This is a genomic window from Sinorhizobium psoraleae (assembly GCF_013283645.1).
Lineage (GTDB): Bacteria > Pseudomonadota > Alphaproteobacteria > Rhizobiales > Rhizobiaceae > Sinorhizobium > Sinorhizobium psoraleae.
Map to the genome: position 1 here is coordinate 1,287,741 of NZ_JABEKV010000002.1, position 25,901 is coordinate 1,313,641.

A 25,901-nucleotide genomic window follows, 5' to 3' on the forward strand; every position below is an offset into this window, starting at 1 on the left:
GCTTCCTGAAATGAGGTGTCGCGCACGAGGCGCACAGCGTCAGATTGTGGTGCGCGCCCGCAAGGCGGCCGTCAACGTTCCCTCGTCAAGATAGTCGAGCTCGCCGCCGACCGGAACGCCGTGGGCAAGACGGGTGATCTTCAAATCCATGCCTTCGAGCTGGTCGGTGATGTAGTGGGCCGTCGTTTGTCCCTCGACCGTCGCATTGACAGCGATGATCAGCTCTCGCACGCCGCCCTTTGCTACACGGTCCACCAGGCCCTTGATGTTGAGGTCGTCCGGTCCGATGCCGTCCAGCGGCGAGAGCGTGCCGCCGAGCACGTGATAGGCGGCATTCATCGCTCCTGCGCGCTCCAGCGCCCAGAGGTCGGCGACATCCTCGACGACGATGATAACCGACTGGTCGCGCCGCTCGTCTGTGCAGACCGTGCAGGGATCGATCGTGTCGACATTGCCGCAGCAGGAGCAGACGCGGACCTTGCGATGCGCCTCGCCCATCGCTTCGGCCAGCGGTCCGAGCAGTTGCTCCTTCTTCTTGACGAGGTGCAGCGCCGCCCGGCGGGCGGAACGGGGGCCGAGGCCCGGCACTTTCGCCAGAAGCTGGATGAGTTTTTCGATTTCGGGGCCGGTGACTCGCTTTGCCATGCCGGGCTTTTAGCTCAATTCATTGGCGAACGGAATCGATTTGACGCCGATCAGCGCACGGCGATTGCGACCGCAGCGCCGGCCATCGTGCCGGCGCTGGCGCGGTTGGCGATCCGGACCGCACGGCGGCTTCTCAGGAACTGGCGCGCCTTGGCGGCCATCACCACCCAGCCGAGATCGATCGCGACGAGCACGACGAACATTGTCGCCACCAGTTCCGTCCAGCCGAGGAAAGTGACCGAACCGAGATCGATGATCGACGGCAGCAGCGCCACGTAGAACATCATGATCTTGGGATTGCCAAGCGTGACTGTGAGGCCGGCGAAGAAGAGCTTCGACGCCGACCGGGTTTCCGGCAGGTTGTCGCCCGGCAGTTCCGGCTCAGCCGACCACATCTTCCAGGCGAGGAACAGAAGATAGGCCACACCCGCCCATTTGATTGCGGCGAACATCCAGTGGAAGGTCTCGGCGATCGCCGCAAGGCCGGCAACGGCGAAGGAAAGCCAGATCGCCTCGCCAATCCACATGGCGGCGAGGAAGGGAAGCACGTCGCGCGCCCCCTTGGAAAGCACACGGGCGACAAGCGCCGCGATGCTCGGCCCCGGTGATCCGGCTGCAATCAGCAACGCTCCCGCAAAGACGAGCAGTGACGCAAGACTCACGGCCTGTTGCTCCCTCCTGCATTCCCTAAATCGCAGCCGATTCAAGGACACATGCAGCAATTCAAAGTGTTACAATGTTCCTTGCGCGCCTGATTAGGGCGGGCGGCGCTGTGGGCCGGCAAGGTAGCACGCTTTTTGCTTGTGCCACCACCCGCTCGGCGGAGTACCGTAGCCGCATACTTAGAAGAGCCGCTTAATCAGAAGGGCAGCTTCATGCCGGGCGGAATCGGCAGGCCAGCGGTCAATTCGCGGGTCTTTTCCGCCTGTACGGCCTCGGCCTTGTCCTTGGCATCCTTGTGCGCGGCGACGATCAGATCCTCGAGGATCTCGACATCGTCTTCCTTGAAGAGGGAAGGATCGATCTTCAGGCTCTTCATATGGCCCTTACCATCGAGACGGACGGTAACGAGGCCACCGCCGGATGTCCCGTCGATTTCGAGCGCGGCGATCTCCGCCTGCAGCTTCTCCATCTTGGCCTGCATTTCCTTGACCTTGCCCATCATGCCCATGATGTCGCGCATCGTCGTCTCCTGTCCTTCGTATTCTCTTCCAAGAAGCTACTGCGTGTCCTAGAATCGGAGCCGACTCAAAACATGCAGCGATTTCAAAGCGCTACAGCGACCTTTGTGCGTCTGAAAAGAGGCACGGCGCAGTAGTGGATTATTCGATGTCGTCGCCCGGGACGATATCGCCGTCTTCCGATTCGGCCGCTGCCGGAGCGACACTTTCGATTTCCTGTTCCGCCGCGCGGATGCGCACGTCGGTGATCCTGGCGCCCGGAAAGCGCGCGAGAATTGCCGCGACATCCGGGTCCTGGCGGGCGTCGTTGACCCGCTGCTCCTGCGCGCGCTGCTCCGCCTCGATCAATGTCGGCTCGCCCGTCTCGCGGCTATAGCTGACGACCCAATGAATGCCGGTCCATTCCTTGAGCTTGACGGCGAGCTCGCCGAGCAGCGTTTTCGGCGCGTCGTCCGGCACGTTGACGTCGAGCCGGCCGGGCTCGATATGGACGAGCCTCAGGAAACCGCGCACCAGCGTCTTCAGCTTGATGTCCCTGTTCTTCCCGCAGAGATCGGCGATGTCGCTGATGGAGTTGACCGGAACCTTCGGCTGCGGCTTTGCGGCGCTCACCGGCGCGGGCCGCTCCTCGATGCGGCCGACACTCATCGGCTGAGGCGCTGCATCCGGCACGGCACGCAGCATGGTGGCGCCATTGCCCGACGATCGGTGAACGGGCGCCGTCTCAACGGAACGCGCCTGCGTGGAGGGGCCTGCCTGGGCCTGATTTCCGCCGCCATTGCTGCGTGGCATGGGGCGATCGCCGGCTCCCTCGCCGTCCGAAAGCTCCAGCAGCCGGCGTGCAGCGTCTTCCGGCGACGGCAGATGGGCCGCATGGGCGAGCCTGATCAGCACCATTTCCGCGGCACCGGCGGGGCGCGACGAGCTTTCCGCCTCCGGAATGCCCTTCAAAAGCATCTGCCAGATGCGCGAAAGCGCGGTCACCGCGACGTTGCCGGCGAATTCGGCGCCGCGCACGCGCTCTATCTCGCTCAGCGACTGGTCACTGGCTGCGTCGGGAACATATTTCATCCGGGTGACGAGGTGGGTGAAATCGGCAAGGTCGGTAAGCACGACAGTCGGATTGGCGCCCGCCTCGTATTGCGCAGCGAACTCCTGAAGCGCCGCCGTCACGTCGCCTTTGACGATATGCTCGAAAAGATCGACGATGCGGGCACGGTCGGCAAGTCCGAGCATGGAACGCACGGTTTCAAGCTCCACCGAGCCTCCGCCGTGGGCGATCGCCTGGTCCAGCAGGGAAAGGCCGTCGCGTGCCGAGCCTTCGGCCGCGCGCGCGACCATGGCCAGCGCCTCGGGATCGAAGGGCACGCCTTCCTTGGCCAGGATCGTGGAGAAGAGACCGACGAGGTCCGACGCCCCGATGCGGCGCAGGTCGAAGCGCTGGCAGCGCGACAGGACAGTAATCGGAACCTTACGGATTTCGGTGGTCGCGAAGATGAACTTCACATGCTCCGGCGGCTCCTCGAGCGTCTTCAACAGGCCATTGAAGGCCTGCGTCGAGAGCATGTGCACTTCGTCGATGATATAGACCTTGTAGCGGGCGGAAACCGGGCGGTAGCGCACCTGCTCGATGATCTCGCGGATATCGTCGATGCCTGTGTGCGACGCGGCGTCCATCTCGATCACGTCGACATGGCGGCCGTCCATGATCGCCTGGCAATGCTCGCCCGGCACGCGCAGATCAATCGTCGGCTTGTCGATCTCAGCGGTCTTATAGTTGAGCGCGCGCGCCAGTATCCGGGCGGTCGTCGTTTTGCCGACGCCGCGGACACCTGTCAGCATATAGGCCTGCGCGATCCGGCCGGTCTCGAAAGCGTTGGTGAGCGTACGCACCATCGGCTCCTGCCCGACCATCAGATCGGAGAAGTCCTTGGGCCGATATTTACGCGCCAGAACACGGTAGGCGGCTGGCTTTTGTTCGGATGAAAAAGACGTTTCGTCGCTCATCGACCCTGCCGCTGCTCGAACTCTTGTCCCGACAGGACGGAGACACGAAGATAAGGTGGGAGGCTGGCACGATGACCCGTGCCGGGGCTCGTTAGGGCTGCTTCCTTCCGGACCTGACCCGGTTGGCGAGTGGCTCGTCCACCACCAACCTCCCGGCTTTCATATCGGCAATATCGAAAGCAAATGCAAGCCAAGCCTTCAAAAAACTGGTATCGATATGCAAAACAAGGGCGAATCCGCGCCCTGGATCACGATGATTCTGGGTCGAAAACGGCCCAAAATCATAAAGGTGCTTGGTTCTAAAGAGTTGACGCGGGATGCGGGCGGAAAACCGAACACACTTTCCTCATCCCGCTCCAGCCGAGGATATCCTGTTGACGACCTTTCCTCTCGACGAGCGACTTCAGCGCGACGGCATACCGATCGCCTCAATCGGTCTTTGCCAATTGCGGCTGATGAATGACCGCCGTTGGCCGTGGCTGATCCTCATTCCCCAGCGCCCCGACATTTCAGAGACTTTCGAGCTGACGCCGCTCGACCAGACGATGCTGACCTTCGAGACCAACATGGTGGCAGCCGCGCTGAAAAAGGTCACAGCCGCCGACAAGATCAATATCGGCGCGCTCGGCAATATCGTCCGGCAGCTTCATGTGCATATCATAGCCCGCCGGGAAGGCGATCCGAACTGGCCAGGGCCGGTGTGGGGCTTCGGCAAGGCCGAGCCGTGGCCGGCGGACGAGCATCAGGCATTCACAGCACGCATTCTGGAAAATCTCTGAAGATGACGAAAACAATTTTTGACCTTCGAAGCCCGCATCCGGAGCCGAGCACCCTCGTCGCCTTTGCGGAAAACCACCTGGACCGGCAATCCGAGCACCGCCCAGACGATTGCGTCGAGGTGGCGTCGAGACATCCGGGCGCGCATTTCCTCGCCTTTTCCGGCGCGAAGCTGATCGTCAAGCACGACGAGAAGATCATCGATCCGCTCTTCGCACCCTATGAACTCGAAGGTCTGGAGCCGGCGCTCGACGAGGCGATCCTGCTCGGATACCTGCCGAATGGCGAGCCGCGGCTGGCCGTGCCGTCAGGGCTGACCGAGGAAACGCTGCCCGGGCCGTTCAAGATTGCCGACGCGCGCATGCTCTACCGGCAGCAGATGCTGCCCGAAGAATTGCTCGGCCAGTTCGCACAGGGATCGAGCCTGATCGTGTGGAACGCCAACAACCGCTTTTGCGGCCGCTGCGGCGGGCCGATGGACGGCGCGGCGGGCGGTTACCGTCGCGTGTGCACGGCTTGCAACCACATGGTCTTTCCCCGCACCGATCCTGTCGTCATCATGCTGGCGATCGATCTCGAGCGCGATCTCTGCCTGCTTGGCCGCAGCCCGCATTTCGTGCCGGGTATGTATTCCTGCCTCGCGGGCTTCGTCGAGCCGGGCGAGACGATCGAGAACGCCGTACGCCGCGAAACGCGGGAGGAGTCCGGCATCCGCATCGGCCGGGTGCGCTATCACGCCTCGCAGCCCTGGCCGTTGCCGCATTCGCTGATGATCGGCTGCTACGCGGAAGCGAAATCGACCGTGATCAAGCGCGACGAGCAGGAACTCGAAGACGTCCGCTGGTTCACGCGGGCGGAGACCGAAGCGATGCTCGAACGCACGACCGGCGTGGCCGACACCGGCGACGAGCACATTCCGCCGCCGAAGGGCGCCATCGCCCATCAGCTGATGCGCGACTGGCTTGCCTGGCCGGAACGGAGCTGAAGCGCGGGCGCGACTACTGCTGACATATTCGTCACCCTCGATCTGGACGGACATCGCCCGGGTCTGTCTTTACGACGAATGACAAGCCCAAAAGGGCACGGCGGTTCTGAGGTATAAAAACACTCACACCCCGCGCGGGAGGCCGGCGGGGTGTGGAAGACTTGCAGCGCCGTGCGTCCTTTCAGACGCACAAAGTCGCTTTGAATGCTGCATGTTTCCATCCTGAAATCGGTTCCGATTTCAGGAAACATCCAGAGCGCCGCCCGCCTGCCTTGGCGCGCGGCATTTTATTAGCGACCGTAAACGGCAGCGTGAATCTGAGAACGGGAAATACCGATGTCGCTCAGCACATGGTCGTCGAGAGCGTTCAGCTCGCGGACAGCGCGGCGCATCTTTGCGTATTCCATGATCTTCTGGCGGATCTTCATCTTTGACACTCCATATCTTGATGAAGGTCAAATAGGCATTTGCCTAAGATTTAAGTAGTTCCATGATTGCAAATTAGGCATGCACCAGACGCGTAGCCAGTTAACGAAATTTCGCCATCTTTCCGTCCGCGGGCCCTCGATTGCCAAAATCCTGGCGCAGTCCGGATCATCACAAGTCAAGGGGGCAGGCATCGAGCCAGCTCTACACCCCGATATCGCCTGACGGGCGCGATGGTCCGCTTAGAGTACGCCGCGCATCGGATGTGCCCGGTAGGTGCCGAGGATGCGCACCTTCTCCGAGAAAAAGCGCAGCTCGTCCATCGCATGACGGACGGGCGTGTCGTCCGGGTGGCCCTCGATATCGGCGTAGAACTGGGTGGCGACGAACTTGCCGCCGAGCTGGTAGCTCTCGAGCTTCGTCATGTTGATGCCGTTGGTGGCAAAGCCGCCCATCGCCTTGTAGAGCGCGGCCGGAATATTGCGCACGTTGAAAACGAAGGTGGTGATGATCAGTTCATCGTCCGAGGTCCGCGCGATCCGCTGCTCTTCCCGCGAAAGCACGACGAATCGAGTGACGTTGCTGTCGGTGTCCTCGACGTTCTCGGCGATGATGTCGAGTCCGTAGAGGTCGGCGGCGAGGCGCGGAGCCAGGGCCGCCATGGAGCGGTCGCCGGTTTCCGCTACCAGCTTTGCCGCACCGGCCGTGTCACCCGCGACCACCGGCTTCCAGCCGTTGGCGCGAACGATCTTGCGGCACTGGCCAAGGGCATGGATATGGCTGTGCACCGTACGGATCTCTTCGCGGGAGACGCCTGGCAGCACCATCAATTGAAAGCGAATCGGCATGAAATATTCGCCAACGATGTGCAGGCGCGATTCCGGCAGCAGGTGATGGATGTCGGCGACACGCCCGGCGATGGTGTTTTCGATCGGGATCATGGCGAGATCGGCGTCGCCGTTCTCCACCGCCACGAAGGCATCCTCGAAGGTCTGGCACGGCAGCGGTTCCATCGACGGGAACATGTCGCGGCAAGCCATATCGGAATTGGCACCGAAGTCGCCCTGGAAGGAAATCCTGTTGGTCTTGACGGTCACTTTTCGAATTCCTTCTCAGGCTTTCACGGAGAGAATGCGGCGGGCCTTTTCGAGGTCTTCCGGCGTGTCGACACCGAGGGGGACCGAGTCGACGACCTCGACGTCGATGCGCATCCCTGCCTCGAGCGCCCGCAATTGTTCGAGCGACTCGCGCTTTTCGAGGACCGAAGGTTTCAGCGACACGAAGGTTTCAAGCGCCTTGCGCCGATAGGCGTAGAGGCCGATGTGATGGTAGAGCGGGCCGGGGCCGTGCGGTGCGGTCGCGCGGGTGAAATAGAGAGCGCGCAGACGGCTCTCGGAAATCGGCGAGCCGACAACCTTCACGACATTGGGATTGGCCTTTTCATGCTCATCGGTGATCTCGACGGTGAGCGTCGCGATATCGGTCGCGGCGTTTTCGAGCGGCTTGAGCGCCGCGCGGATCGGGCCGGGCTCGATCGTCGGCAGGTCGCCCTGAACGTTGATCACGATCTCGGCATTCCCGTCGGGGTCCGCCTTCAGCAGGGCTTCATGGATACGGTCCGAGCCGGACTGATGGTCGACCCGCGTCATGATCGCCTCGAAACCGGCATCGCTGACCGCTTCGAACACGTCGCGGTGGTCAACGGCGACGACGATTCGCCCGACGTCCGCCTCGGCGGCGCGCTTGGCCACCTGCACAATCATCGGCAAGCCGCAAATGTCGGCCAGAGGTTTGCCGGGCAGGCGTGTGGACGCCATCCGCGCAGGAATGAGCACGAGAGCTTTGGCAGAATTTCCGCGATTCATTGTCTAGCCTTAAAAAACCCCGCTGAAAGTGTCAAAAAGTCTCACTTCAGGGGCCATAATCTCTGTTGCAACGTAGAGCCAAAAGACATAGGTTCCGCGCGATTTCAAGATGGGCCGGGTTTTTGTTGACGCCGGTGGCAAAGGGAGCGTTTGCAGATGAATTCATATGTGAACATGGGCGTGGGTGCCTTGCTGGGTACGGTCTTCGTTCTGATGTCTGTATCCATTGCATCGGAAGGCATTTTCCATTCCGAAGCTCCCGAGAAGGAAGGCTTCGCCATTGTCGCCGAGGAAACCGCGACCGAAGCCGGCGGTGCCGGCGCCGAAGAGGCGCAGTCCGAACCGATCGCGGCGCTGCTTGCCAAGGCCGATGCCTCTGCCGGCGAAGCCGTGTTCAAGAAATGCGCGAGCTGTCACACCATCGAGAAGGGCGGAGCGAACAAGGTCGGCCCGAATCTCTGGGGCGTGATCAACCGCCCGGTCGCGTCGCATGAGGGCTTCAGCTATTCCGCCGGCATGCAGACCTTCGCCGAAGGCGGCAAGGTCGTATGGGACTATGACCACCTGAGCTTCTTCCTCGAAGCACCGAAGAAACATGTCCCGGGTACGGCCATGGGCTTTGCCGGTCTCAAGAAAGGCGACGAGCGCGCCAACCTGATCGCCTGGCTGCGCGAACAGGCCGATAGCCCTGCACCGCTTCCGGACCCGGCAGCAGCCGGCGATTCCGGCTCCAGCGAAGCAAAGCCCGCGGAAGGTCAGACCGCTCAGGAAGGTCAGGCCCCGGCACCCGCACCGGCGAACTAACTCTCTGAAACGACGCAGTTCCGGGCGGAAAGCCGTTACGGAATTGCTCCAAGTCGCCAGACGAGAGATCTGATTTTGGAAGCCCGGCCTTTGGCCGGGCTTTTTCTTTTCCGGGTCACATCAGCAGATAGGCCCAGGCCGAAACGCTCAGCACGCCCAGCGCCGTCGTCAGCGTGATCGTCGACGAGGCGAGCGCATGACCGACGTTGAAATGATTGGCGATCAGCCAGGCATTGACGCCGGTCGGGACGGAGGAGGTCAGCACGAGCGCGGCCGTCCAACTCTCGTTGAGCCCCAGCAGATGACAGGCGCCAAAGACGACCCCCGGCAGCACAAGCAGCTTCAGCGTGCTGGTGACGGCCGCAAGACCGGTATTTCCGGCCAGACCATATTTGTCGAGCGCCATGCCGATCGACACGAGCGCGGCTGGCGCCGCCGTGCCGGCGAGCTGGTCGACGACGGCCTTCGCCGGTCCCCCAAGCGGCTGCTCCAGGAGGTGAAAGAGTGCGCCAAAGGCGAGACCGATCACCAAGGGATTGCGAACGAGATTGCGCGCGACGCCGGCAAGCAGCTTCAAGGGGCTTTGCCCCGGCCTGCCGCTCGTTTTCCGGTCCGCACGCTCCATCAACACCGTGCCGGCGATCATCATGACGGGCAGATGGACGGAAAGCAGGATCGACAACGCCACGACCCCATCCTCGCCGACCACGCGCGACACCAGGGGCAGCCCGATGAACACGGTGTTGGCGAAGGCCGACGACACACCCGCGAGCACGCCCATGCGCGCATCGCGGCCGAAGGCAAAGGTCGCCGCCAGATGGCCGACCGTCCAGGTCACGGCGACGCCGGAAAAATAGGCGACCCAGAGCGGCCAGGGCGAGCCCTCCTTGAAATCGGCCTCGGCGATCGTACGGAACAAAAGAACCGGCACCGCGACGCGAAAGACGAAGTCGCCGAGCGCATCGCCGACGGCCGGTTTCAGATAACCGAGCTTCACGACCAGCCAGCCGGTCAGAATCAGAACGAAGATCGGGAGAACATTCAGGAAAATATCGGACATGGTGAGCCTTGGGTGGGTGCTAGAGGCATAGACCCGTTCGATCGATCGAGGCAAGGGCGCATTCGTGAGGGCACACTCTCAAGGGCACATTCCGGGACAGGCCGCGGCACCGGCTCCGGGAGATATTGCAGGCGGAACATTCCGCCGGCGCAAGCGTTCCGAAAGACGACGGGAAAACGCTGATGGCGACAGATAAGTCCTTCTATTCGCATCGCGACGACGATCCGCATCTGACGGATGACGATCTGGCCGAGAAGGTACTGCGCTTCATTCGCTACGCAACCTTCGTGGACACGAGCGGGATTTCTGTCATGGCGCTTGGCGGCATGGTCGTGCTCTCCGGCAATGTCGCCGAAGAGGCAGACATTGCCTGCGCCGGAGAGGCCGCCGCCTCGGTCATCGGCGTCACGAGCGTCGAGAACCGGCTGACGGTGCGGCCGGACGAAGCAGCCGACTGAGCACAACGGCCACCAGACAGCGCACATACGGATAAAAGGCAACCTTTCGGTTGCCTTTTTCGTTTCGACCTGCGAAGATATTGGCAACCTGGAGGTTGCATCATGACGGATCGCATTCAAAAGAGTATCGAAATGGACGCGCCAGTCGAAAAGGTTTGGCATGCGCTCACGGACCACACGGCATTCGGCGAATGGTTCCGGGTAAGGCTCGACGGGCCCTTCGCCGTCGGAAAAGAAACAACCGGCGAAATGACCTATCCCGGTCATGAGGGCACAAAGTGGAGGTCTGTGACGGAGCGGATGGAGGCGCCGACACTGTTTTCCTTCCGATGGCCGCATGCGGAGAATCCCGACGCCGATCTCTCGACGTCACCCACCACGCTCGTGGAATTCCGCCTTGAACCGATGGTGAAGGGCACGCGCCTGACCATCGTCGAGTCCGGTTTCGAGACGCTGCCGGAGGATCGCCGCATGGAAGCGTTGCGCGGCAATGAAGGCGGATGGGAGATTCAGGCGGGAAACATCAAGACCTATGTCGAAGCCTGAGCTTGGCGATCCCGGCCCCGTCGAGGTCTTCGCCGCGCTCGGCGACCCGACCCGCCTTTCGCTTCTGACGAAGCTCAGCGATGGCCAAACGCGGTCGATCGCCACGCTTTCGACCGACACGAAGCTGACGCGGCAGGCCGTGACCAAACACCTGCACGTGCTGGAACGCGCCGGTCTCGTGGCAAGTGTCCGCGTCGGCCGCGAAAGCCAGTTCGGCTACCGCCCCGAGCCGGTAGCCGAGGCACGGTCGTATCTCGACAGGGTTTCCGCCCAATGGGACGAGGCCTTGACGCGGCTCAAGGCGCTGGTCGAGCGATGATGGCGTCGGTGACCACTCTCGAGTTTGGTCGCTGAATTCGAGCGGCATCCGGCTAGACCGTTGCCGGGCAGGCAATTAGCCGGGCGTGCGTCTGTTCGCTTCGTACAGGCTCTTCCGGTCAAGTCCTGAAGATCGTATACACCACCTTTTAGGACATGCAGGAGAATCCCGATGCATCGTCTCGGTTTCGTGGTCTTTCCCGGATTTCAGGTCATGAGCCTGTCCGTCCTGACGGTGTTCGAGGTGACGAACATCCATCTTGGCACACCCGTTTACGCGATCACATTGCTTTCGGAGAAAGGCGGACCGATGCGCTCGTCGGCGGGCTTCAGCGTCGACACAGAGGCGTTCGGCGATGCGACGTTCGACACGGTCGTTTTCGGCGCCGGAACCGAGATCGAGCCTTCGTCGCCCGGCCTTGTCGCCTTGGTCCGGCATTCGATGGAAACGGCGCGCCGCATCGCCGCGCCCTGCACCGGCGCCTTCGTCCTCGCGGATGCGGGCGTTCTCAAGGGACGACGCGTAACCACCCACTGGTACTTCGCCCGCGACCTGCAAAATCGCTTCCCGGATCTGAAGGTGGAGGAAGACCGGATCTACCTGATAGACGGGCCGGTCTGGACCTCGGCGGGAATGACCGCGGGCATCGACCTTGCGCTTGCCATGGTCGAGAAGGATCACGGTCAGGACGTGGCGCGCGCCGTCGCGCGGAAACTGGTCGTCTATCATCGAAGGGCCGGGGGCCAGTCGCAATTTTCGACGCTGCTCGAACTCGATCCGAAGTCGGATCGGATCCAGAGCGCGCTCAGCCATGCCCGGCGGAATCTGCGGAACACGCTGTCGGTGGAGGAGCTCGCCGATGCCGCCCGCCTCAGCCCGCGTCAGTTCAGCCGCGCATTTCGTGCGGAAACGGGCCAGTCGCCGGCGAAGGCCGTCGAGCATCTCCGTGTCGAGGCTGCACGCGTCATGATGGAAGAAGGGCGTCATCCCATGGATGTGATCGCTCGCGAGGCCGGCTTTGCCGACCGGGAGCGAATGCGCCGGGCCTTTGTCCGGGTCCTGGGGCAACCGCCCCAGACGGTCCGCCGCAATGCCAGAGGAATGGCCTGACTCAGGACCGCGTCGCCAGCCGTCGAGCGAGGGAACGTCGGCCCGTTCGGCGTCAGTCGCTCTGTCCCCTAGCGATTGAGGAACCAGAGGATCGCCGAAAGCACAATGCCGAAAAGCAGCCCGGTTGTGATGGGAACATAAATCGTAAAGTTCTCTCGCTGGATCAGAATATCGCCGGGCAGCCGGCCCAGGCCAATGCGCGTCAACCACGGCCAGAGAATACCGACCGCGACGATAACAAGTCCGACAATGATCAGGATCCGGGACATGGCGCAGGCATGTTGTGTTTTGCGAATTCAACCGTCCGGCATGATGTTTGACTTCGCATCATATAACAATGTGATATGGCAACTCGCTCGTATTGCGGCAGCGACGGCGAGCCGATCTCTCCGCTGTCAGTCAGCCATCGGGTATGTCTGTTGATGCGACGCCACGCGCCAGGCGCTGGTCCCGGATGAAGCGCCCCAGATGCTCGTTCCCCACCCGCATAATGAGTCCTGGCTTCAGGCCAAGCCGGGCAGCGTCGCAGGCGATGTTGGGCGGTGGTAACAGTGATCTGGGTGCTTATCTCTATCTCGCGCATGCTGTGACGGCGAATGCTCAGTTGATCGGAAACACTCAGACTTGGCGGGGGCGCCGCTGGCAAGTAATTACGTCATGCAAGTCGCTCGTACACACCCACTGCGGCCGCCTCGGCGTCGTTGAAAGAGCACGCGAAGAACCGGTTCTGCAGAAATGCGCAGCAGGCGAGGAATGGAGCAAATGACCACGAATGTTTTGGCAGCCAGCGGCGGCGTTAAGCAAGTGATCTGCATCAATTGGGGAACGAAGTATGGAGCCCCATTCATAAATAGACTTTACGCGATGGTGGCTCGCAACATTACGCCGCCATTCACCTTCACTTGCTTTACCGACAACCGTGCAGGTCTGCACTCCGAAATACTTTGCGAAGACTTGCCACCGCTCGACGTGGCGAACATGCCTACAAATACCAGAGGCATTTGGCCAAAGGCCCGACTCTGGGGGGCAACGCTGGGAAAGCTGAGAGGTCCAGTTCTTTTTCTCGATCTGGATCTCGTGATCGTTTCCTCGCTCGACGCATTTTTTGACATTGGCAAGGCGGATGACATCGTCATGGCGAGAAATCAAACCACGCCCTTTGAGCGCCTCGGGCAAACGTCGCTCTTCCGCTTTCCCGTTGGGAAGCTCGTGCCGCTGCAGGAAAAATTTCGATCAGATCCACAGGGTGTAGCCGACGAGTACCGTTACGAGCAGCGCTTCGTAAGCCGCAACGCCCCCGGGGGCATAACATTCTTCCCACGAAAATGGGTTCTCCATTTTCGCCAGGACTGCCGTTGGCCATTCCCACTCAACTACTTTCTTGCCCCACGTCTGCCGAGCGATGCACGTGTCGTTATTTTCCCGCGAGGCCTGCATCCACAGCATGCGATCGAGGGGCGATATGGAACCAAGGGTCCCCGCAAGACGGCTTTCAAACACATAGCGGGCATCTTCGATACGAAACAACGAAAGAACAAAGGCGCGCTGCAATATCTCCGACACTATATTCGTCCGACGCCTTGGGTGGCCGAGCACTGGCGCGAATAAGCGTGCGGCTCCTTTCGGACGCACAAAGGACGCTGTAGCACTTTGCAGCAGCGTCCTACGGGCGGTAGAGCTGCGAACGGATTACCGAGGCGATCCGGCGCGTTTCGTCGAGAGGCTCGTAGCTGTAGGATTCGAGCTTTCCTTCGAACGGCCGCGTTAGCCGCAGTGTCTCATGCAGGTCCCGGTGATAGCGCTCGAACTTGTCCAGCCGCGGGCCTACAACTGGACTTAAGTCAAGTGTAAAGACCGGCTTGCCCGTCGCCAGTGCCTCGCAGGGCATTGTGATCGAGTCCTTTGCGATCAAGAACGCGTCGGCGGCGGCCATGTAGTCGAGATATGGGTTTTCGCTTCGCCTGTCCCACACGGCGATGTTTTCGCTGTTGAGTGCCGACAGGGCCTGCTGCGTGTGGTCTTCAGATCTGCGCGAGACCGACACAACGATGCGCCAACCCTCTTTCTCCAATTGCTCGATGGCGCTTCTTATATTCTGGTGGGTTCTGTCGTCGTATACATATGCGCCATTCGAGCCGCCTACGAAGACGGCGGCTATTGGGCGTCCGTCCGGCGAGAGTCGTCTGCGCGCGGCATCCCTGAGAGGCGCCAACCGCGCCCAGGTAATCTGATGCGGTACTCCGACCATTGAATGATAGTTCGGCCGCTCGTTCAATTCGTCGACCCAATCGTGACGAGAGACGAAAACGAGATCATATCCTTCGATGCGCGGACGTTGGAGGTGCACGGTCAGAGGTTTGCCGCCATAGGCCGCCTTAATGTCAAGCACTGCCGGCTCAGCCCGAAAACCGCAGGAGATTACCAACTCGGGACGCTGTTCCTTTTTGCGAAAGAGTCTGGGTTCGAACAGCTTCCTCAGGCCGCGGGCCCGACTGATCAATTTGACCACGGGTTCCCGGTGAAACTCTTTTCCAACGCCAAGGCACTGCGTAAGCGTTCCCGCCTTGCTTTCCGCCACCGCCCATACGCAGGTCGTGTTCGACGTTGTCATCGCTTTATCTTGCAAGCCTGAACTCCGATCTGACGCTTACTTCATTCCGCGCGGCTCAAATCACTGACCGAGGTCGATTCCATTTTGGTCGATGAATTCGAGCATGCTGCGGTCTTCGACGACGTTGGATTCAATATACTTGATGGTGGTAGCGACCTTGTTGCGGTATTTCTCTGCAGATCCGTCGAAAGACCAGCCTCTGTCTGTCTTTTCCTTCAGCTCCTCGATCGACTTCGCGTAATAATGGTTGAGCTGTACGAACTCCGCTGAGTAAAATTCGGCAGCCTTCCGCTTCTTCTTTGATACCACCTTCCCCGCATCATTTGCGGTTCTGTCGCCGTAGGAACGTGTTTGGAAGTGATGCACGCCCACTTTCGTGACCTCGACCGGATCGATAATGCACTTGAAATTACTTGCGTCGAGGTTCTGCTGCATCGGATCGGCGACCCGCATTTTGTAATTGAGGCATACAGGCCCTGCCGGTCGCGAGATGTGACCGCCATGGCCGAACATGTGCCAAGGCAAGGAGATGTTCGGAAACCCACCCGCTCCTCGTAGGGCTTCCTCCAACGTCCGACCTTTCTTGGGAAGCAAGAATTCATCGACGTCGATAAACGCCATCCGATCATATCTGCCGCCAAAGTTTAGAATCGCATGTGCGAAGGCAATCGTCTGCCCGTTCAAAAACTCACCACTTTCCTCGTCCCGCATGCGCAATTTCCAAGGGACGACGGTCAGTTGCTCGGGCTTCAGCGTCCGCTGAAGCACATCGAGCGTGCCATCAGTCGAGCCGTCTTCGTAGACATGAAAATGTCGAACGCCGACAGCTTGGTGAAAACGCACCCACTCCTCGATGTAGCTAGCTTCATTTTTCACGCAGGCGACAATCGCAATGCCGTGTCGGCTCAACTCTGCTGCCGGAGGCGTGATAGCAAGTTCTCTTGTAAGATGCCGTTTAGCCTTCAGTCCAAACATCTACGCCCCTTGGTTGCTAAACATGGAGTGGCTCATTTGTTGGCCGCATCTTAAGTCGGCGCAGAAGGAAGGGGAACTTTCAGCGCCGTTGAACATGCATTTTCCCGACTTATGAAGCGTGCCTGCTTTGATTTGGAATACATCACCCTTTATAGATGGGGCGAGCCGAACTTGGAATCCGAGCCTCGGAAATATCGAGAAGGCGCGCTGAAAGCACGCTAAGGTTGGGATGGGTTGTGAATGGACTTTCCCGCTTCCGGAACGACGGAGAAGTTGACGACAACGGAGCAATGGCGTGCACTGTTTTCCGCGTTCTCACACATCATTCTCGTCGCCAACAGCGACCAGGTTAGCGTTAAGGAACTTCAGGCCGAATATCCGCGGACGGCTCTCTTTGTATTCTTCAACAAGGTCTACAAGGTTCTTGATGAACAATTTGCCGGCCGCTCGCTGCTGATATCACGCGCCCAGCCGAGAGGCGCCAACATCGTCTACCGACAAGAGGTCGCTGACGTCGTCAAGCTGTTCGCGCCCCAAGCGTTTCTAGGTATCATGAACATCCGCCTGGCGGCGAGCGAGAGATTGAACACTAGCTCGGATTACCTGGGGACGCCCACCGGCCATTTGGATTTGACGGGCTTCTGCGCTGACTTTTACCCGCAGGATAAAGTCCCCACAAGCGGCTTCGCCATCGCCCTGTGGCTGGTGGACCAAGCCCTTCCGGCCGAGATCGTTCTGGCAGGGTTCTCGGCAAAGCGCAGCGAAAAGTGGCGGGTGGTGGCTGTTCATGACTGGACTTTCGAGCAGGTCTTCTTGCGCCTCTTTGCAAGAGTGGGCAAGCTGACGATGCATGGTGGTATCACGACAAACAGTTACACATCGCTCGCTTCGCGTTTCCCGGAATTGCCCGCTGCTGAAATCTCCTCGACGATCGCTGAAGTCTTGTCATCGCGACTGAGCCAGACCGATGCGCAAGTCGACAAGTTGATTTCTTTGACAAACGTATTGCGATCCATTGACGAATATTTACGGCGGCTGAAGCCGAAGTTTCTAAGGAAAACGAAGGTGTAGTAGCATTACATTTGCCAAGTGCCGATTTCTGGTGAGGATAAATGGGATCATCGATCTCCGATGCGCGCAAGCGCATATACCGAAATCTGAAGTACCGCATAATGCGTCCGGATCCGCCGGCTGCCCCCTTTCGATTCAATAGTCCCGTCGTGGTCGTCGGGTCCGCTCCCGTGTCCCATAAGCCGGCCGGATTGGACGAGAGCTTCAGGATCATTACCGTGAACGGCTCTCAATCGGTCATCAGCAAGTGGGGCGTCGATGCGCCCGACATAACCATGATGATGTTCAACCAGGTCGAAGGAACCACTCCGAATGCGGTTGAAGTCAGACGTGTGCTAAAGGGGCAGCGCACTGGGACGCTCTATGTATTTCTCTGGCGAAAGGACGACCGCGCGCGGCTGGAGGAAGGCTTGCGGGCGTTCGATTACCAATACGACCGGCTGGAGATCGTTGATCGGTATGAGCGGATGGCGTTGCTGGACCGCGTGGCTAAGTTGCGTTCCCTTGAGATGGATGCAGATTCCAAATGCTCAAACGGAATGAACGCGGTTCTCTTTGCCCTTTATAACGGAGCCCCCGCCGTCATCATTACTGGAATAAACCCGAACTCAGCCGGCCATGCCTACAATTCAGTGGGTTTGACACGACTTCATGTCCAGATGGATAAAGTCCTCGTTTCGAAGCTAATTAGTCAAGGCCGCCCGATTTACACGGCGGATCCGCCGGTTTCGGAAGAGCTCGGCATTCCGTTGTGGAGCGATCTAGGCCGCTGAAGTTTTTTGATACTCACGCTGTTCTCATACTTGCCTGCTCAACGCCTGCGATAGAGAAATCAATGCGTTCAAACCGCCCCTTTTCCCGTTCTTGCATCAAGATCGCCGTTCGTCTGCTATTAGGACGCTCCAAGGCACATGTGCAGGACTGGTTTCCCGGCCTCAAGCTCGAGCGTGCGACGGCAGAGCGAAATGGCATGATCCAGTATCGGGGCAAGTTGGTGGGACATCTCACGAACCACTCACGCGCTTTGCAGGCAAAATCATCGAGCGTTCTTATCGTCGGCTCCGGTCCTTCGATCGCGCAATGCGACCTCACCCGCGCAGATGAGTCTTCCTGCGTTCTCTTGAACGGCGCGGTGCATCTTTTTCCCGCCGTAATAGCAAAGCCCCTGGCGGTTGCAATTGAAGACGAGCGGTTCGTATGGAGACACTTCGATCTTATGAAGCGGGTCCCGGCCGGATGCGTGTGTCTCTTGTCAGTGAGCGTCATAAGGGCGATCTGTGAATTGGACAGCGCATGGTTGCGAGACAAAACGGTCATATTGATCGATAACCTGCGAAAGCCATATGGGCTGCCACGCCGGGACATCATGGAACTGCGCAAGCTGTCCCATGTGAGGTTGAGCGAGGACGGTGCGATAGGGTTTTCTGAGAATCCCTCCGCCGGTGTCTTCCAGGCAGGCTCAGTGGCCGTTTCAGCTACACAATTTGCCGTCGCTTGGAAGCCTCGCGCGATCGGGTTCGTGGGGATCGATATCAGTAATGCCGATGAGCCCAGATACTATGAAACAACCGATAGAGCCTATTCGGGAATCATCACGGCCCAAAAGTGGATTATCGACCACTTGGTAATGGCTCGGAGCATAGCCGTCGAACGCGGCATCGAGATCGCAAATTACTCGCCTGTCTCGGCGCTTATCGAGGTGGGGTTTGGCTACAACGCCACATTTGCCAAAGGCACGCGAGGCGGCGGGTCGTCTCCACCGCCCCGATGAAAATGGCTCATGGTGTCGCGCGATTAAGCCGAGCGCTGCATTACATGAAGAACGCGATCACGTGCAGCGAACCATTCCTCGGCGTAGTCATCGTTCTTGTATTCATCGAAGTAAGGCCCGCCATCTGTGAAATGGACAAGCTTTGCATCCGGCGAATATTCGTACTCGTTGACGAGCCAGTTCCAGTTCGCCGGCAGCTCGCCGATCAGGTCGTCGGAATCCAGCCATTTGAACTGATGCAACTCCAACCCAGTAGCGGTATTGACGTAATCCAGATCCAGCTTTCGGCACTTTGCGTTGTTGAACAGGATGACGCTCGACCAGTTCTTCTTTTCGTACTTGGTTTGGACTTGCCCCAGGAACTTCGTTTCGACTTTCGGAACGTAGTTGTGTTTTACACACATCGCCGCGTAGCGATCGTCTCTCAGCTCCCACAACTGGGCGATATCAGTTCGCATCAGCATGTCGCAGTCGACGAAAAGCGACCAACCCTCGTAGTTGCTCAGATAAGGCACGAGGAATCGCGAAAAGGAAAATTCGGTAGATTGGAGAGGATTCCGCTCGCGCGTAAAAATCCTCTCGACGTTGCTCAGAGATATCGGCGTGAACGAGACCGGGATGGAGCTCTTTTCCAGAATACTTTGGCAAAGAACATGATAGGCAACGACTTCCTTGCTATCGAAGCCGATGTAAATATGAGCACTTTGCGTCATCACACCTCCGATTATAGGTAGGCTTCAAAACTTCCTGGGTCTGGCTTGTTCCTCTAAGTGGCGAAACGACTTGAACTAACTTTGATTTGCGTCTCAACCCGATAACCGGTTTAGCCAAAAAAGGCGGCGGCGTGAAGCCTGGGACAGCGGATAACGTTCATCTCGCCGGCATACACCACTTCCATGTCGCAGGGTCTCGTCCTGTAGATGAAGCGAAATCTTGTGCTTTGTAGTTCGTAGCCATAGGAGGGCGTCTGGCAAATTCCTCCAACTTCGCCTAGTAGCTTGTCGCTTGACCGCTGGATTACGACCAGTGTGGGCGAGGACGATGGGAGGGGGAATGCGCAGTCTCCTGGTTCGACGACCGAACCTCTTATACGTTCTGATTGCCGGTTATTGCCTGCTGAGCATCGTCTTGAAAATACTGCGCCCGGATTCGCTCGAGATCGACGAGTCCGAACAAGCTCTGCTCTCTCAATATCTGCTTCTCGGATACGGAGCCCAGCCACCCTTCTACAACTGGCTTCAATATGGAGTCGTGGCCCTATTTGGAATCTCCGTCGCATCGCTGACTGTCGTAAAAACCGGACTTCTGTTCCTCTTTCTTCTGTTCTACGGCTTTACCGCGCGTGTACTCGCGAGCAGTGAGCTCGCCCCGACGGTGGCGGTGCTGGGCGTCCTGACGCTGCCACCAGTTTTCCTTCTGTCGCAGCGCGACCTGTCCCATACCGTCGCAGCATTATTTGCGGTGTCGCTCTTCCTTTATGCCTTTTTTCGAGCTCTAAAGAGACCGCCCCGGCTTGGCCGCTACTTGCTTGTCGGCGTTGCCGTAGGGCTCGGGGCGATTTCCAAATACAACTTCGTTATACTCCCCGTCGCGGCATTGCTTGCCATTTTGCCGGAAGCGATGCTGCGCAAACATTTGTTTGACTGGCGTGTACTCGCTTCGGCTGCGGTTTGCGCGTTGATTGTGGCACCCCACGCCTTCTGGATCGTCAACAATATTGGCCATGCCACTGGTGTCACTGTCGCTGAGATGAAGGAGGGAGCGGACAGTGCACTGCTGCCGCACGCCATCCAGGGGCTTGTTTCCCTCGCAGTTGCAACACTCAAGGGCGTCGCGCTGATTCTTGCCGTCTTCGGGTTGATCTTCTATGCGGACATCGGGAAGATCCTGCGCGCCGAGAGTCTCTGGACGAGGGTCGTCGGCAGGATGCTTGTTGCCTGTTTCCTCATGGTCGCGGTTATCGTCGTCGCAATGGATGCGACCCACATTCGTCCGAAGTGGCTGGCGCTTTTTACGGCACTTCTCCCGCTTTATCTCACGCTAAAAATCGATGCCGCGGGTCTGGATCCTGCCCGGCGCCTTCCCGCGCTTCTTTCGATAGCGGGCGTCCTCTCCGTCGGCGCCATCCTGATGCTGTGGGCAAGGGTCTTTATCGGTCCGATGATCGGCGACTATTCCTTCGCGCACACGCCCTATAGCGGCTTTGCCGCCGCTGTGCGCGCTGAGACCGGTGCGCCACCAGTGGCTATTGTCGTTGACGACCGAATCGTGGCGGGCAATTTCAGAATTCAGTTTCCAGACACTCCGATCATCCTGACCGGATTTTCCCAAGGGGCAGAGAAACGGCTTCCGGCAGGACGAATTCTGGCTGCTTGGTCGGCAGAGGGTAAAGGGCTCGAAGCGATTCCTCCTCGCATTTCGGTCCTGCTGGGATCCATGCCCATCAGAATGGCCGATTCGAAGCCGACGATCGTCTCAGTTCCCTACAACGCCGGGCGCCCGGGCGACGTATACACCTTTGCCTATGTTTGGGCGGACCTCCTGTGAAGCCGGTCCGGGCCGACCGAGCCGTCCATGTTGGCGGCAATGTCGCTTCTATCACGAACGAAAGGCAGACCGATATGCTCAGAGAGCTCCAACTCGGTCGTGAAGACATTTCCTCGATTTTTCAAACGCGTCAGAACGAAGGTGTCTTCGGCGATCTGCCGCCGGATTCTCCCCTTGTCGTCGTAAGAATGGCCCATCTTGGTGACTGAGAACCCGGCGAGGGTCACAGACGGCACCCCCACGAAAAGTCCGTAGCAGACGGCGGCAACTCCGTTCGTCACCTTCCCTAACTCCCCAATATCAGAGGGAAGCCCGCCGCTCACGACGTCTACGATAGCCTCGCGCTCATCCTTGGTGGCGCGCATCAGGCTCTTGTAACGCACGCGCGGCATTGAAAGAAGTTTCAGGTACATCACCCAAAGAGGCTTCGTATGGAGCCATAACAGACCTCTCGTCCTTACATAGGGATGCTCTTCCCAAGACTTCTTCCGCTTCCGGAATGTCAAATCGGCGCGCGGGAGACCCAGTGCGTTGGCCGTCTTGCCCGAGTTATTAACGTCAACGCGCGCGCAATGTCCTATCAGATCCGGTGGTATCGTGGGGGACGGTGCGGAGCCGAGGATCAGCCACGGCCTATCGAGAATCCCGAGCCGCGAGAGCCAGCGGCGGTGCTTTTCTCGCAATGTTTCAAGCGCGTCAGGTTCAATCGTCATCACGAGTCCATTGGCCAAGTAGCGAAGGCGAGATTGACTTAGGGCTGCCCTTATGTCTCGCACAAGCCCGGCCACGTGTCCATTCGCCGCCCAGTCTTCGTCTTCGGGCTGTGGGCAGTATGCAACTTCCTGGTTTTTCTGTCGGTCACGCGCCAGAAAGTGTGGGATATACTCGCAAACTCGCACAATTTAGCCATTTTGATTTGATTTCGAAGGTTCAACTCCAGCCATCGATAGTTCGGGCAGTGTAGAAATGGATATGATTGTAAGCGACGCGATATTGGCGTCGATCCGTCGCACGATTGCCACTGCTGCTGACGGGATAGATGCGCTGGCGGTTTGTCTTGAGGGTGACGCGGCCCTGCGTAGTAGTTTCGTCGATGCCGTCGAACTGGTCGCCTCGAGGAGTGGCCGCGTCGTGGTCGCGGGCATAGGCAAGAGCGGTCACATCGGACGCAAGATCGCCGCAACGCTCGCTTCTACCGGCACGTCCGCCTATTTCGTGCATCCGACGGAAGCAAGTCACGGCGATCTTGGCATGATCACGGCGCAGGATCTGCTTATTCTGCTTTCATGGTCCGGTGAGACCGTCGAACTCGGGAATATGCTTACTTACGCCAAGCGCTTCAATGTTCCCGTGATTTCCGTCACCTCGAATCCCGACAGTATAATCGCTCGCAACTCCACGGTCGCGATTGTCCTGCCGAAAGTGTCGGAGGCATGCCCTCATGGGCTAGCCCCGACCACGTCCGCGATGCTGCAGTTGGCAGTGGGGGATGCTCTCGCAATAGCCTTGCTTGAGCGGAGAGGTTTTTCGGCTCAGGATTTCAAGACGTTTCATCCGGGCGGCAAACTCGGTTCTCAATTGCTTCTTGCACACGAGCTGGCCCATTCGGGCGAAGCCGTGCCCCTATTGCCGATTGGCAGTCCAATGAGCGAGGCGCTCATCCAGATGTCCTCGAAGGGTTTCGGGGTCGTCGGTGTAGTTGGTAGTGACGGTGATCTTGTTGGCGTGATTACCGACGGGGATCTGCGGCGGCATATGTCGGAGAATCTTTTGCTGCTCACTGTCGGGACCGTGATGTCACATACGCCAAGGGTGATTACGGGTGGAATGCTGGCCAGCGCGGCAATGGAAATGATGCAGTCGCAAAAGATCACGGTGCTATTCCTGATCGATGATCTGCGTCGGCCGCTAGGCATCTTGCACGTCCACGATCTTCTGCGTGCCGGCGTTGCGTAAGGCCGACTGGATGGCTGACGGGCCGGTGTCCTAAGTAGCGCAGCGTACTATTCAACTGATGATCCCTAGAGTTGGGATCAATTCAGGGACAAAACCATGTAGCAACTCAATGCTCTGCAGCGACTTTGCGCGTCTTATTGGACGCACGGCTCTGCAGGGATGAACGCAAATGCCGCTGGCTTTAGGCGGCAGGTCTCGGCAATGGGGAGCAGCTTGGCAGTAACCCACCAAGACTTCGAATATCGGCCGGACCTGGACGGTTTGCGAGCCGTGGCGATCTTGCCGGTGCTCCTCTTTCACGCCGGCTTCAGGTCGTTCTCAGGAGGATTCGTCGGGGTTGACGTTTTCTTTGTGCTGTCCGGGTTCTTCATGGCGAGGATCATCCTGACCGAGCTCGAGCGCGGCAGCTTTAGTTTCCGGGCGTTCTACGTTCGACGGATGAGGCGCATTTTCCCGGCTCTGTTCTCGATGATCGCGGTTTCAACCGTGGCAGCGTGGTTTTTGCTCATGCCGCAGGAGTTCCGCTACTTCGGCGATAGTGTTCAGGCCGCTGCTTTATTCACTTCGAACGTTCTGTTCCGTAGCGAAAGCGGTTATTTTGATGTTGCCGCAGAGATGAAGCCATTGCTCCATACCTGGTCTTTGTCTGTGGAAGAGCAATTTTACCTGATTTTTCCCGTCGCGGTCTTCCTTTGCTTCAAATTCGCGCGCAGGCACATATTTGCGATCGTGTTGGCGGTGGCACTCCTGTCCTTCGGGGCAAGCACTTGGGGGATCACACACTCTCCCGAAAAAGCATTCTACTTGCTTCATTTTCGCATTTGGGAGTTACTGACCGGAGTTCTTGTTGCCATTGCTCCGCGCCCCGCCTATGCCGCTCGGGGGGCGCAGGTACTGGCGGCACTCGGACTGCTGGCGATATTCCTAGCTGTTTTTACCTATACTCCTGACACGCCCTTTCCCGGCGCCTATGCCGCAGTGCCCTGCCTTGGTACAGCCCTTATGATCCACGCGCACTGTCGGAGCGGCTTGATTGCGCGCCTTCTAAGTAGTCCGGTTTCTGTCTTCACCGGACGCATTTCATATTCCCTCTACCTCTGGCATTGGCCGTTGATTGTGTTCGCGCGCTATGGGCTTGGCCACGAACTTACAACCGGATGGGCGCTGAGCGTCGTGGCGATGTCGTTCGCGCTAGCCTATGTTTCGTGGAGGTTCGTCGAGCAGCCTGCGCGATATGGCAGGATGGCATATTCGCCCGTCGCCATCACCGGCGTGAGCAGCGCTGCGATTTTTTCGGCGGTCGCCTTCGCTGGCATCGTCAACGGTCTACAAGGCATTCCCCAAAGGTTGCCGGAAGAGGCCCGCGCGCTTTACCAAGCCACCTATGATGAGAGCCGATTCTTCTCTGAGCGGTGTTTCGCCGATTCAAATGGAGAAGGTCTGACACCGGCCCAGATAAGGAGGGGGAATCTTTGCAGGGTGGGCATCGACACTGCAAGCGAGCCGCAGTTCCTTGTGTGGGGAGATTCTCATGCCGCGGCCATCGCTCCTGCGATCGACGTTGCGGCTCGTCAAATGGGCATGTCCGGCATGTTCGTCGGGCGCGCATCGTGCCCGCCTTTGCCAAATACGGATTTCGCCGGCCCGGCAGCGGTCAAGCGGTGTATCGAGTACAATTCCGCCGTGATGTCACTGATCGAGCAGAAGAGGTTCGCCTTCGTTTTCATGGTTGGCTTTTGGCCGAAGTACGTCCACCGGGCAGAACTTCCTGGCGAGGGCGTCTTTTTTGATCCTCGCGTCGAACCCTCGCTGCCAGATTGGTCAGCGCCGGTCAGGACAGGTCTCAACATGACTTTGACCAAGCTGGCTCGGCAAGGAACAAAGGCAGTCCTGGTGATGGATGTCCCAGAGATGGGACACGAAGTCCCCGAAGCCCTCGCACGAGCCGTTGTGTCAGGACGCCCGCTCGACATTGCCCCTCCCCTTGAATACACGAAGATGCGGCAAGCCTTGGCTCGGCGGGTGTTGAGTGAAGCGGCAAAATCAAGCGGAGCTTTGATCGTCGACCCGATGAACTTGATCTGCGACGGCACCAGGTGTCATGTCATGCGCGAGGGCACCGTTCTCTACAAGGACGGAGATCACCTGTCAGCGAAAGGTGCGGAAAGTCTCTCGGCACTCTTCCGACCGGTGCTGAACATCGTGCGAGGGGGTGTCCAGTATTTGAGTTCTGAACCGAGATCTTGATCATCCCATTCAAAGAAGAAGCCGAAATGGTGCTCGTGCGCGTGTTTGTCGTCGACCGAATGGACGCGAGGCCGTCTCGATCATCCAATGGCTTTGCTGATTGCACGGCCTCGCTTCCACCACGGCTGCCGCAATTCCAAGTGCTGCAGCAATCTTGCCCGTCCGATTGGATGCGCGGCGCTGCAGTCTAAATTGCAAACGATCAACGCTGCTGTTAGTCTGCCAGCAAGCGTGCAATCACCCGGGGGAGGGCGGAAGTTTGCATATCGACGATGACCGGCTGCGGGTCGCGACCCTGGAGTTTCTGGTAAAACTCCTTGTAACCAGTAAGGTCAGGGACACCCCTTTTGCTGACCTGAAGTATGACGTTCTCAGTGCCCTCGAACGTATATCGCCGCAATGCGCCTCCAATGAAGTGGAGCAAGCCGAGATCAGAGCAAGGATGCATGCGGAGGCGGATGCAATTCTGAGATGGGCCGTGGGCGGAGGGGCGAGCACGATTTCACCGATTGAGGGTAGACCTTTGTCTGTCTCGCACTA

General features: G+C 59.0%; 27 protein-coding genes and 1 other RNA gene. 14 read left to right on the forward strand and 14 right to left on the reverse strand.

Translation table 11 applies throughout. The features are described from left to right. Positions 1-39 precede the first annotated feature (39 nt). From recR to ffs, 5 genes are all read right to left on the reverse strand, one after another. Positions 40-645 carry a recombination mediator RecR gene (recR, locus tag ILFOPFJJ_RS14860; protein WP_173511281.1) on the reverse strand — a complete coding sequence of 202 codons (606 nt, stop codon included), beginning with the start codon at positions 643-645 and terminating at the stop codon, positions 40-42. A gap of 50 nt (positions 646-695) precedes the next feature. Further along, positions 696-1,307 (reverse strand): LysE family translocator, encoded by a 612-nt coding sequence (locus ILFOPFJJ_RS14865; protein ID WP_173511282.1) that lies wholly within the window; start codon positions 1,305-1,307, stop codon positions 696-698. A 197-nt stretch (positions 1,308-1,504) separates the two neighbouring features. After that, positions 1,505-1,828 carry a YbaB/EbfC family nucleoid-associated protein gene (locus tag ILFOPFJJ_RS14870; RefSeq protein WP_173511283.1) on the reverse strand — a complete coding sequence of 108 codons (324 nt, stop codon included), beginning with the start codon at positions 1,826-1,828 and terminating at the stop codon, positions 1,505-1,507. A gap of 139 nt (positions 1,829-1,967) precedes the next feature. After that, positions 1,968-3,833, reverse strand: coding sequence for a DNA polymerase III subunit gamma/tau (locus tag ILFOPFJJ_RS14875; RefSeq protein WP_173511284.1), 1,866 nt, complete (start codon positions 3,831-3,833; stop codon positions 1,968-1,970). A 55-nt stretch (positions 3,834-3,888) separates the two neighbouring features. Next, positions 3,889-3,986, reverse strand: an RNA gene (gene ffs, locus ILFOPFJJ_RS14880) — signal recognition particle sRNA small type. Between the two features lie 164 nt (positions 3,987-4,150). Here ffs and ILFOPFJJ_RS14885 point away from each other — a divergent pair. Together ILFOPFJJ_RS14885 and nudC are read left to right on the forward strand one after the other, a co-directional pair. Beyond that, a complete protein-coding gene (locus ILFOPFJJ_RS14885) occupies positions 4,151-4,612 on the forward strand; it encodes an HIT domain-containing protein (protein WP_173511285.1) in 462 nt (153 codons plus the stop codon). A 2-nt stretch (positions 4,613-4,614) separates the two neighbouring features. Further along, complete coding sequence (gene nudC / locus ILFOPFJJ_RS14890; protein ID WP_173511286.1) at positions 4,615-5,595, forward strand: NAD(+) diphosphatase; 981 nt, start codon at positions 4,615-4,617, stop codon at positions 5,593-5,595. A gap of 290 nt (positions 5,596-5,885) precedes the next feature. On the opposite strand, the gene ILFOPFJJ_RS14895 is transcribed toward nudC, so the two are convergent. From ILFOPFJJ_RS14895 to ILFOPFJJ_RS14905, 3 genes are all read right to left on the reverse strand, one after another. Continuing rightward, positions 5,886-6,023: a DUF1127 domain-containing protein gene (locus ILFOPFJJ_RS14895; protein ID WP_173511287.1), complete on the reverse strand. Its 138-nt coding sequence runs from the start codon at positions 6,021-6,023 to the stop codon at positions 5,886-5,888. Positions 6,024-6,263: 240 nt separating this feature from the next. Beyond that, positions 6,264-7,118 carry a prephenate dehydratase gene (locus tag ILFOPFJJ_RS14900; RefSeq protein ID WP_173511288.1) on the reverse strand — a complete coding sequence of 285 codons (855 nt, stop codon included), beginning with the start codon at positions 7,116-7,118 and terminating at the stop codon, positions 6,264-6,266. A gap of 15 nt (positions 7,119-7,133) precedes the next feature. Further along, on the reverse strand, positions 7,134-7,886 hold the full coding sequence (locus ILFOPFJJ_RS14905; protein WP_173511289.1) for a 3-deoxy-manno-octulosonate cytidylyltransferase: 753 nt from the start codon (positions 7,884-7,886) through the stop codon (positions 7,134-7,136). A 156-nt stretch (positions 7,887-8,042) separates the two neighbouring features. Here ILFOPFJJ_RS14905 and ILFOPFJJ_RS14910 point away from each other — a divergent pair, with 156 nt between their 5' ends. Further along, positions 8,043-8,690 (forward strand): c-type cytochrome, encoded by a 648-nt coding sequence (locus ILFOPFJJ_RS14910; RefSeq protein ID WP_173511290.1) that lies wholly within the window; start codon positions 8,043-8,045, stop codon positions 8,688-8,690. Between the two features lie 115 nt (positions 8,691-8,805). Here the strand turns inward: ILFOPFJJ_RS14910 and ILFOPFJJ_RS14915 are convergent, their stop codons facing one another. After that, positions 8,806-9,750: an AEC family transporter gene (locus ILFOPFJJ_RS14915; RefSeq protein WP_173511291.1), complete on the reverse strand. Its 945-nt coding sequence runs from the start codon at positions 9,748-9,750 to the stop codon at positions 8,806-8,808. 182 nt (positions 9,751-9,932) lie between these two features. On the opposite strand from ILFOPFJJ_RS14915, the gene ILFOPFJJ_RS14920 reads away from it, so the two are divergent. The 4 genes from ILFOPFJJ_RS14920 to ILFOPFJJ_RS14935 all read left to right on the forward strand — a co-directional run bounded on the left by ILFOPFJJ_RS14920 (position 9,933) and on the right by ILFOPFJJ_RS14935 (position 12,183). Beyond that, entirely contained in the window at positions 9,933-10,208 is a 276-nt protein-coding gene (locus tag ILFOPFJJ_RS14920) for a BON domain-containing protein (protein ID WP_173511292.1), read from the forward strand. Between the two features lie 102 nt (positions 10,209-10,310). Beyond that, positions 10,311-10,754, forward strand: coding sequence for an SRPBCC family protein (locus ILFOPFJJ_RS14925; protein WP_173511293.1), 444 nt, complete (start codon positions 10,311-10,313; stop codon positions 10,752-10,754). Continuing rightward, positions 10,741-11,073 carry an ArsR/SmtB family transcription factor gene (locus tag ILFOPFJJ_RS14930; protein ID WP_173511294.1) on the forward strand — a complete coding sequence of 111 codons (333 nt, stop codon included), beginning with the start codon at positions 10,741-10,743 and terminating at the stop codon, positions 11,071-11,073. The genes ILFOPFJJ_RS14925 and ILFOPFJJ_RS14930 overlap by 14 nt, the downstream gene beginning before the upstream one ends. A 171-nt stretch (positions 11,074-11,244) precedes the next feature. Then, the gene (locus ILFOPFJJ_RS14935; RefSeq protein WP_173511295.1) at positions 11,245-12,183 is read left to right on the forward strand and encodes a GlxA family transcriptional regulator; all 939 of its coding nucleotides are present in this window, start codon (positions 11,245-11,247) and stop codon (positions 12,181-12,183) included. A gap of 68 nt (positions 12,184-12,251) precedes the next feature. On the opposite strand, the gene ILFOPFJJ_RS14940 is transcribed toward ILFOPFJJ_RS14935, so the two are convergent. Further along, the gene (locus ILFOPFJJ_RS14940) at positions 12,252-12,452 is read right to left on the reverse strand and encodes a DUF2905 domain-containing protein (RefSeq protein ID WP_173511296.1); all 201 of its coding nucleotides are present in this window, start codon (positions 12,450-12,452) and stop codon (positions 12,252-12,254) included. Positions 12,453-12,945: 493 nt separating this feature from the next. On the opposite strand from ILFOPFJJ_RS14940, the gene ILFOPFJJ_RS14945 reads away from it, so the two are divergent. Next, positions 12,946-13,791 (forward strand): glycosyl transferase, encoded by an 846-nt coding sequence (locus ILFOPFJJ_RS14945; protein WP_173511297.1) that lies wholly within the window; start codon positions 12,946-12,948, stop codon positions 13,789-13,791. A 55-nt stretch (positions 13,792-13,846) separates the two neighbouring features. Here the strand turns inward: ILFOPFJJ_RS14945 and ILFOPFJJ_RS14950 are convergent, their stop codons facing one another. Beyond that, positions 13,847-14,794 carry a mitochondrial fission ELM1 family protein gene (locus tag ILFOPFJJ_RS14950; RefSeq protein WP_173511298.1) on the reverse strand — a complete coding sequence of 316 codons (948 nt, stop codon included), beginning with the start codon at positions 14,792-14,794 and terminating at the stop codon, positions 13,847-13,849. A gap of 60 nt (positions 14,795-14,854) precedes the next feature. Then, a complete protein-coding gene (locus ILFOPFJJ_RS14955; protein WP_173511299.1) occupies positions 14,855-15,769 on the reverse strand; it encodes a glycosyltransferase family 92 protein in 915 nt (304 codons plus the stop codon). Between the two features lie 240 nt (positions 15,770-16,009). Between ILFOPFJJ_RS14955 and ILFOPFJJ_RS14960 the strand changes: the two genes are divergently transcribed. The 3 genes from ILFOPFJJ_RS14960 to ILFOPFJJ_RS14970 all read left to right on the forward strand — a co-directional run bounded on the left by ILFOPFJJ_RS14960 (position 16,010) and on the right by ILFOPFJJ_RS14970 (position 18,611). After that, entirely contained in the window at positions 16,010-16,840 is an 831-nt protein-coding gene (locus ILFOPFJJ_RS14960) for a 3-deoxy-manno-octulosonate cytidylyltransferase (protein WP_173511300.1), read from the forward strand. A 41-nt stretch (positions 16,841-16,881) separates the two neighbouring features. Then, the gene (locus tag ILFOPFJJ_RS14965; protein WP_173511301.1) at positions 16,882-17,613 is read left to right on the forward strand and encodes a membrane-anchored protein; all 732 of its coding nucleotides are present in this window, start codon (positions 16,882-16,884) and stop codon (positions 17,611-17,613) included. Between the two features lie 62 nt (positions 17,614-17,675). Further along, the gene (locus ILFOPFJJ_RS14970; protein ID WP_173511302.1) at positions 17,676-18,611 is read left to right on the forward strand and encodes a glycosyl transferase; all 936 of its coding nucleotides are present in this window, start codon (positions 17,676-17,678) and stop codon (positions 18,609-18,611) included. A gap of 23 nt (positions 18,612-18,634) precedes the next feature. On the opposite strand, the gene ILFOPFJJ_RS14975 is transcribed toward ILFOPFJJ_RS14970, so the two are convergent. Then, positions 18,635-19,324, reverse strand: coding sequence for a glycosyltransferase family protein (locus ILFOPFJJ_RS14975; protein WP_173511303.1), 690 nt, complete (start codon positions 19,322-19,324; stop codon positions 18,635-18,637). A 340-nt stretch (positions 19,325-19,664) separates the two neighbouring features. Between ILFOPFJJ_RS14975 and ILFOPFJJ_RS14980 the strand changes: the two genes are divergently transcribed. Beyond that, the gene (locus ILFOPFJJ_RS14980; RefSeq protein ID WP_246299615.1) at positions 19,665-21,158 is read left to right on the forward strand and encodes an ArnT family glycosyltransferase; all 1,494 of its coding nucleotides are present in this window, start codon (positions 19,665-19,667) and stop codon (positions 21,156-21,158) included. Here ILFOPFJJ_RS14980 and ILFOPFJJ_RS14985 read toward each other — a convergent pair. Continuing rightward, on the reverse strand, positions 21,134-21,871 hold the full coding sequence (locus ILFOPFJJ_RS14985) for a hypothetical protein (RefSeq protein ID WP_173511527.1): 738 nt from the start codon (positions 21,869-21,871) through the stop codon (positions 21,134-21,136). The genes ILFOPFJJ_RS14980 and ILFOPFJJ_RS14985 overlap by 25 nt on opposite strands. Positions 21,872-22,124: 253 nt before the next feature. On the opposite strand from ILFOPFJJ_RS14985, the gene ILFOPFJJ_RS14990 reads away from it, so the two are divergent. Together ILFOPFJJ_RS14990 and ILFOPFJJ_RS14995 are read left to right on the forward strand one after the other, a co-directional pair. Continuing rightward, the gene (locus ILFOPFJJ_RS14990) at positions 22,125-23,114 is read left to right on the forward strand and encodes a KpsF/GutQ family sugar-phosphate isomerase (protein ID WP_173511304.1); all 990 of its coding nucleotides are present in this window, start codon (positions 22,125-22,127) and stop codon (positions 23,112-23,114) included. A gap of 201 nt (positions 23,115-23,315) precedes the next feature. Next, the gene (locus tag ILFOPFJJ_RS14995) at positions 23,316-25,361 is read left to right on the forward strand and encodes an acyltransferase family protein (protein WP_173511528.1); all 2,046 of its coding nucleotides are present in this window, start codon (positions 23,316-23,318) and stop codon (positions 25,359-25,361) included. Positions 25,362-25,901 lie beyond the last annotated feature (540 nt).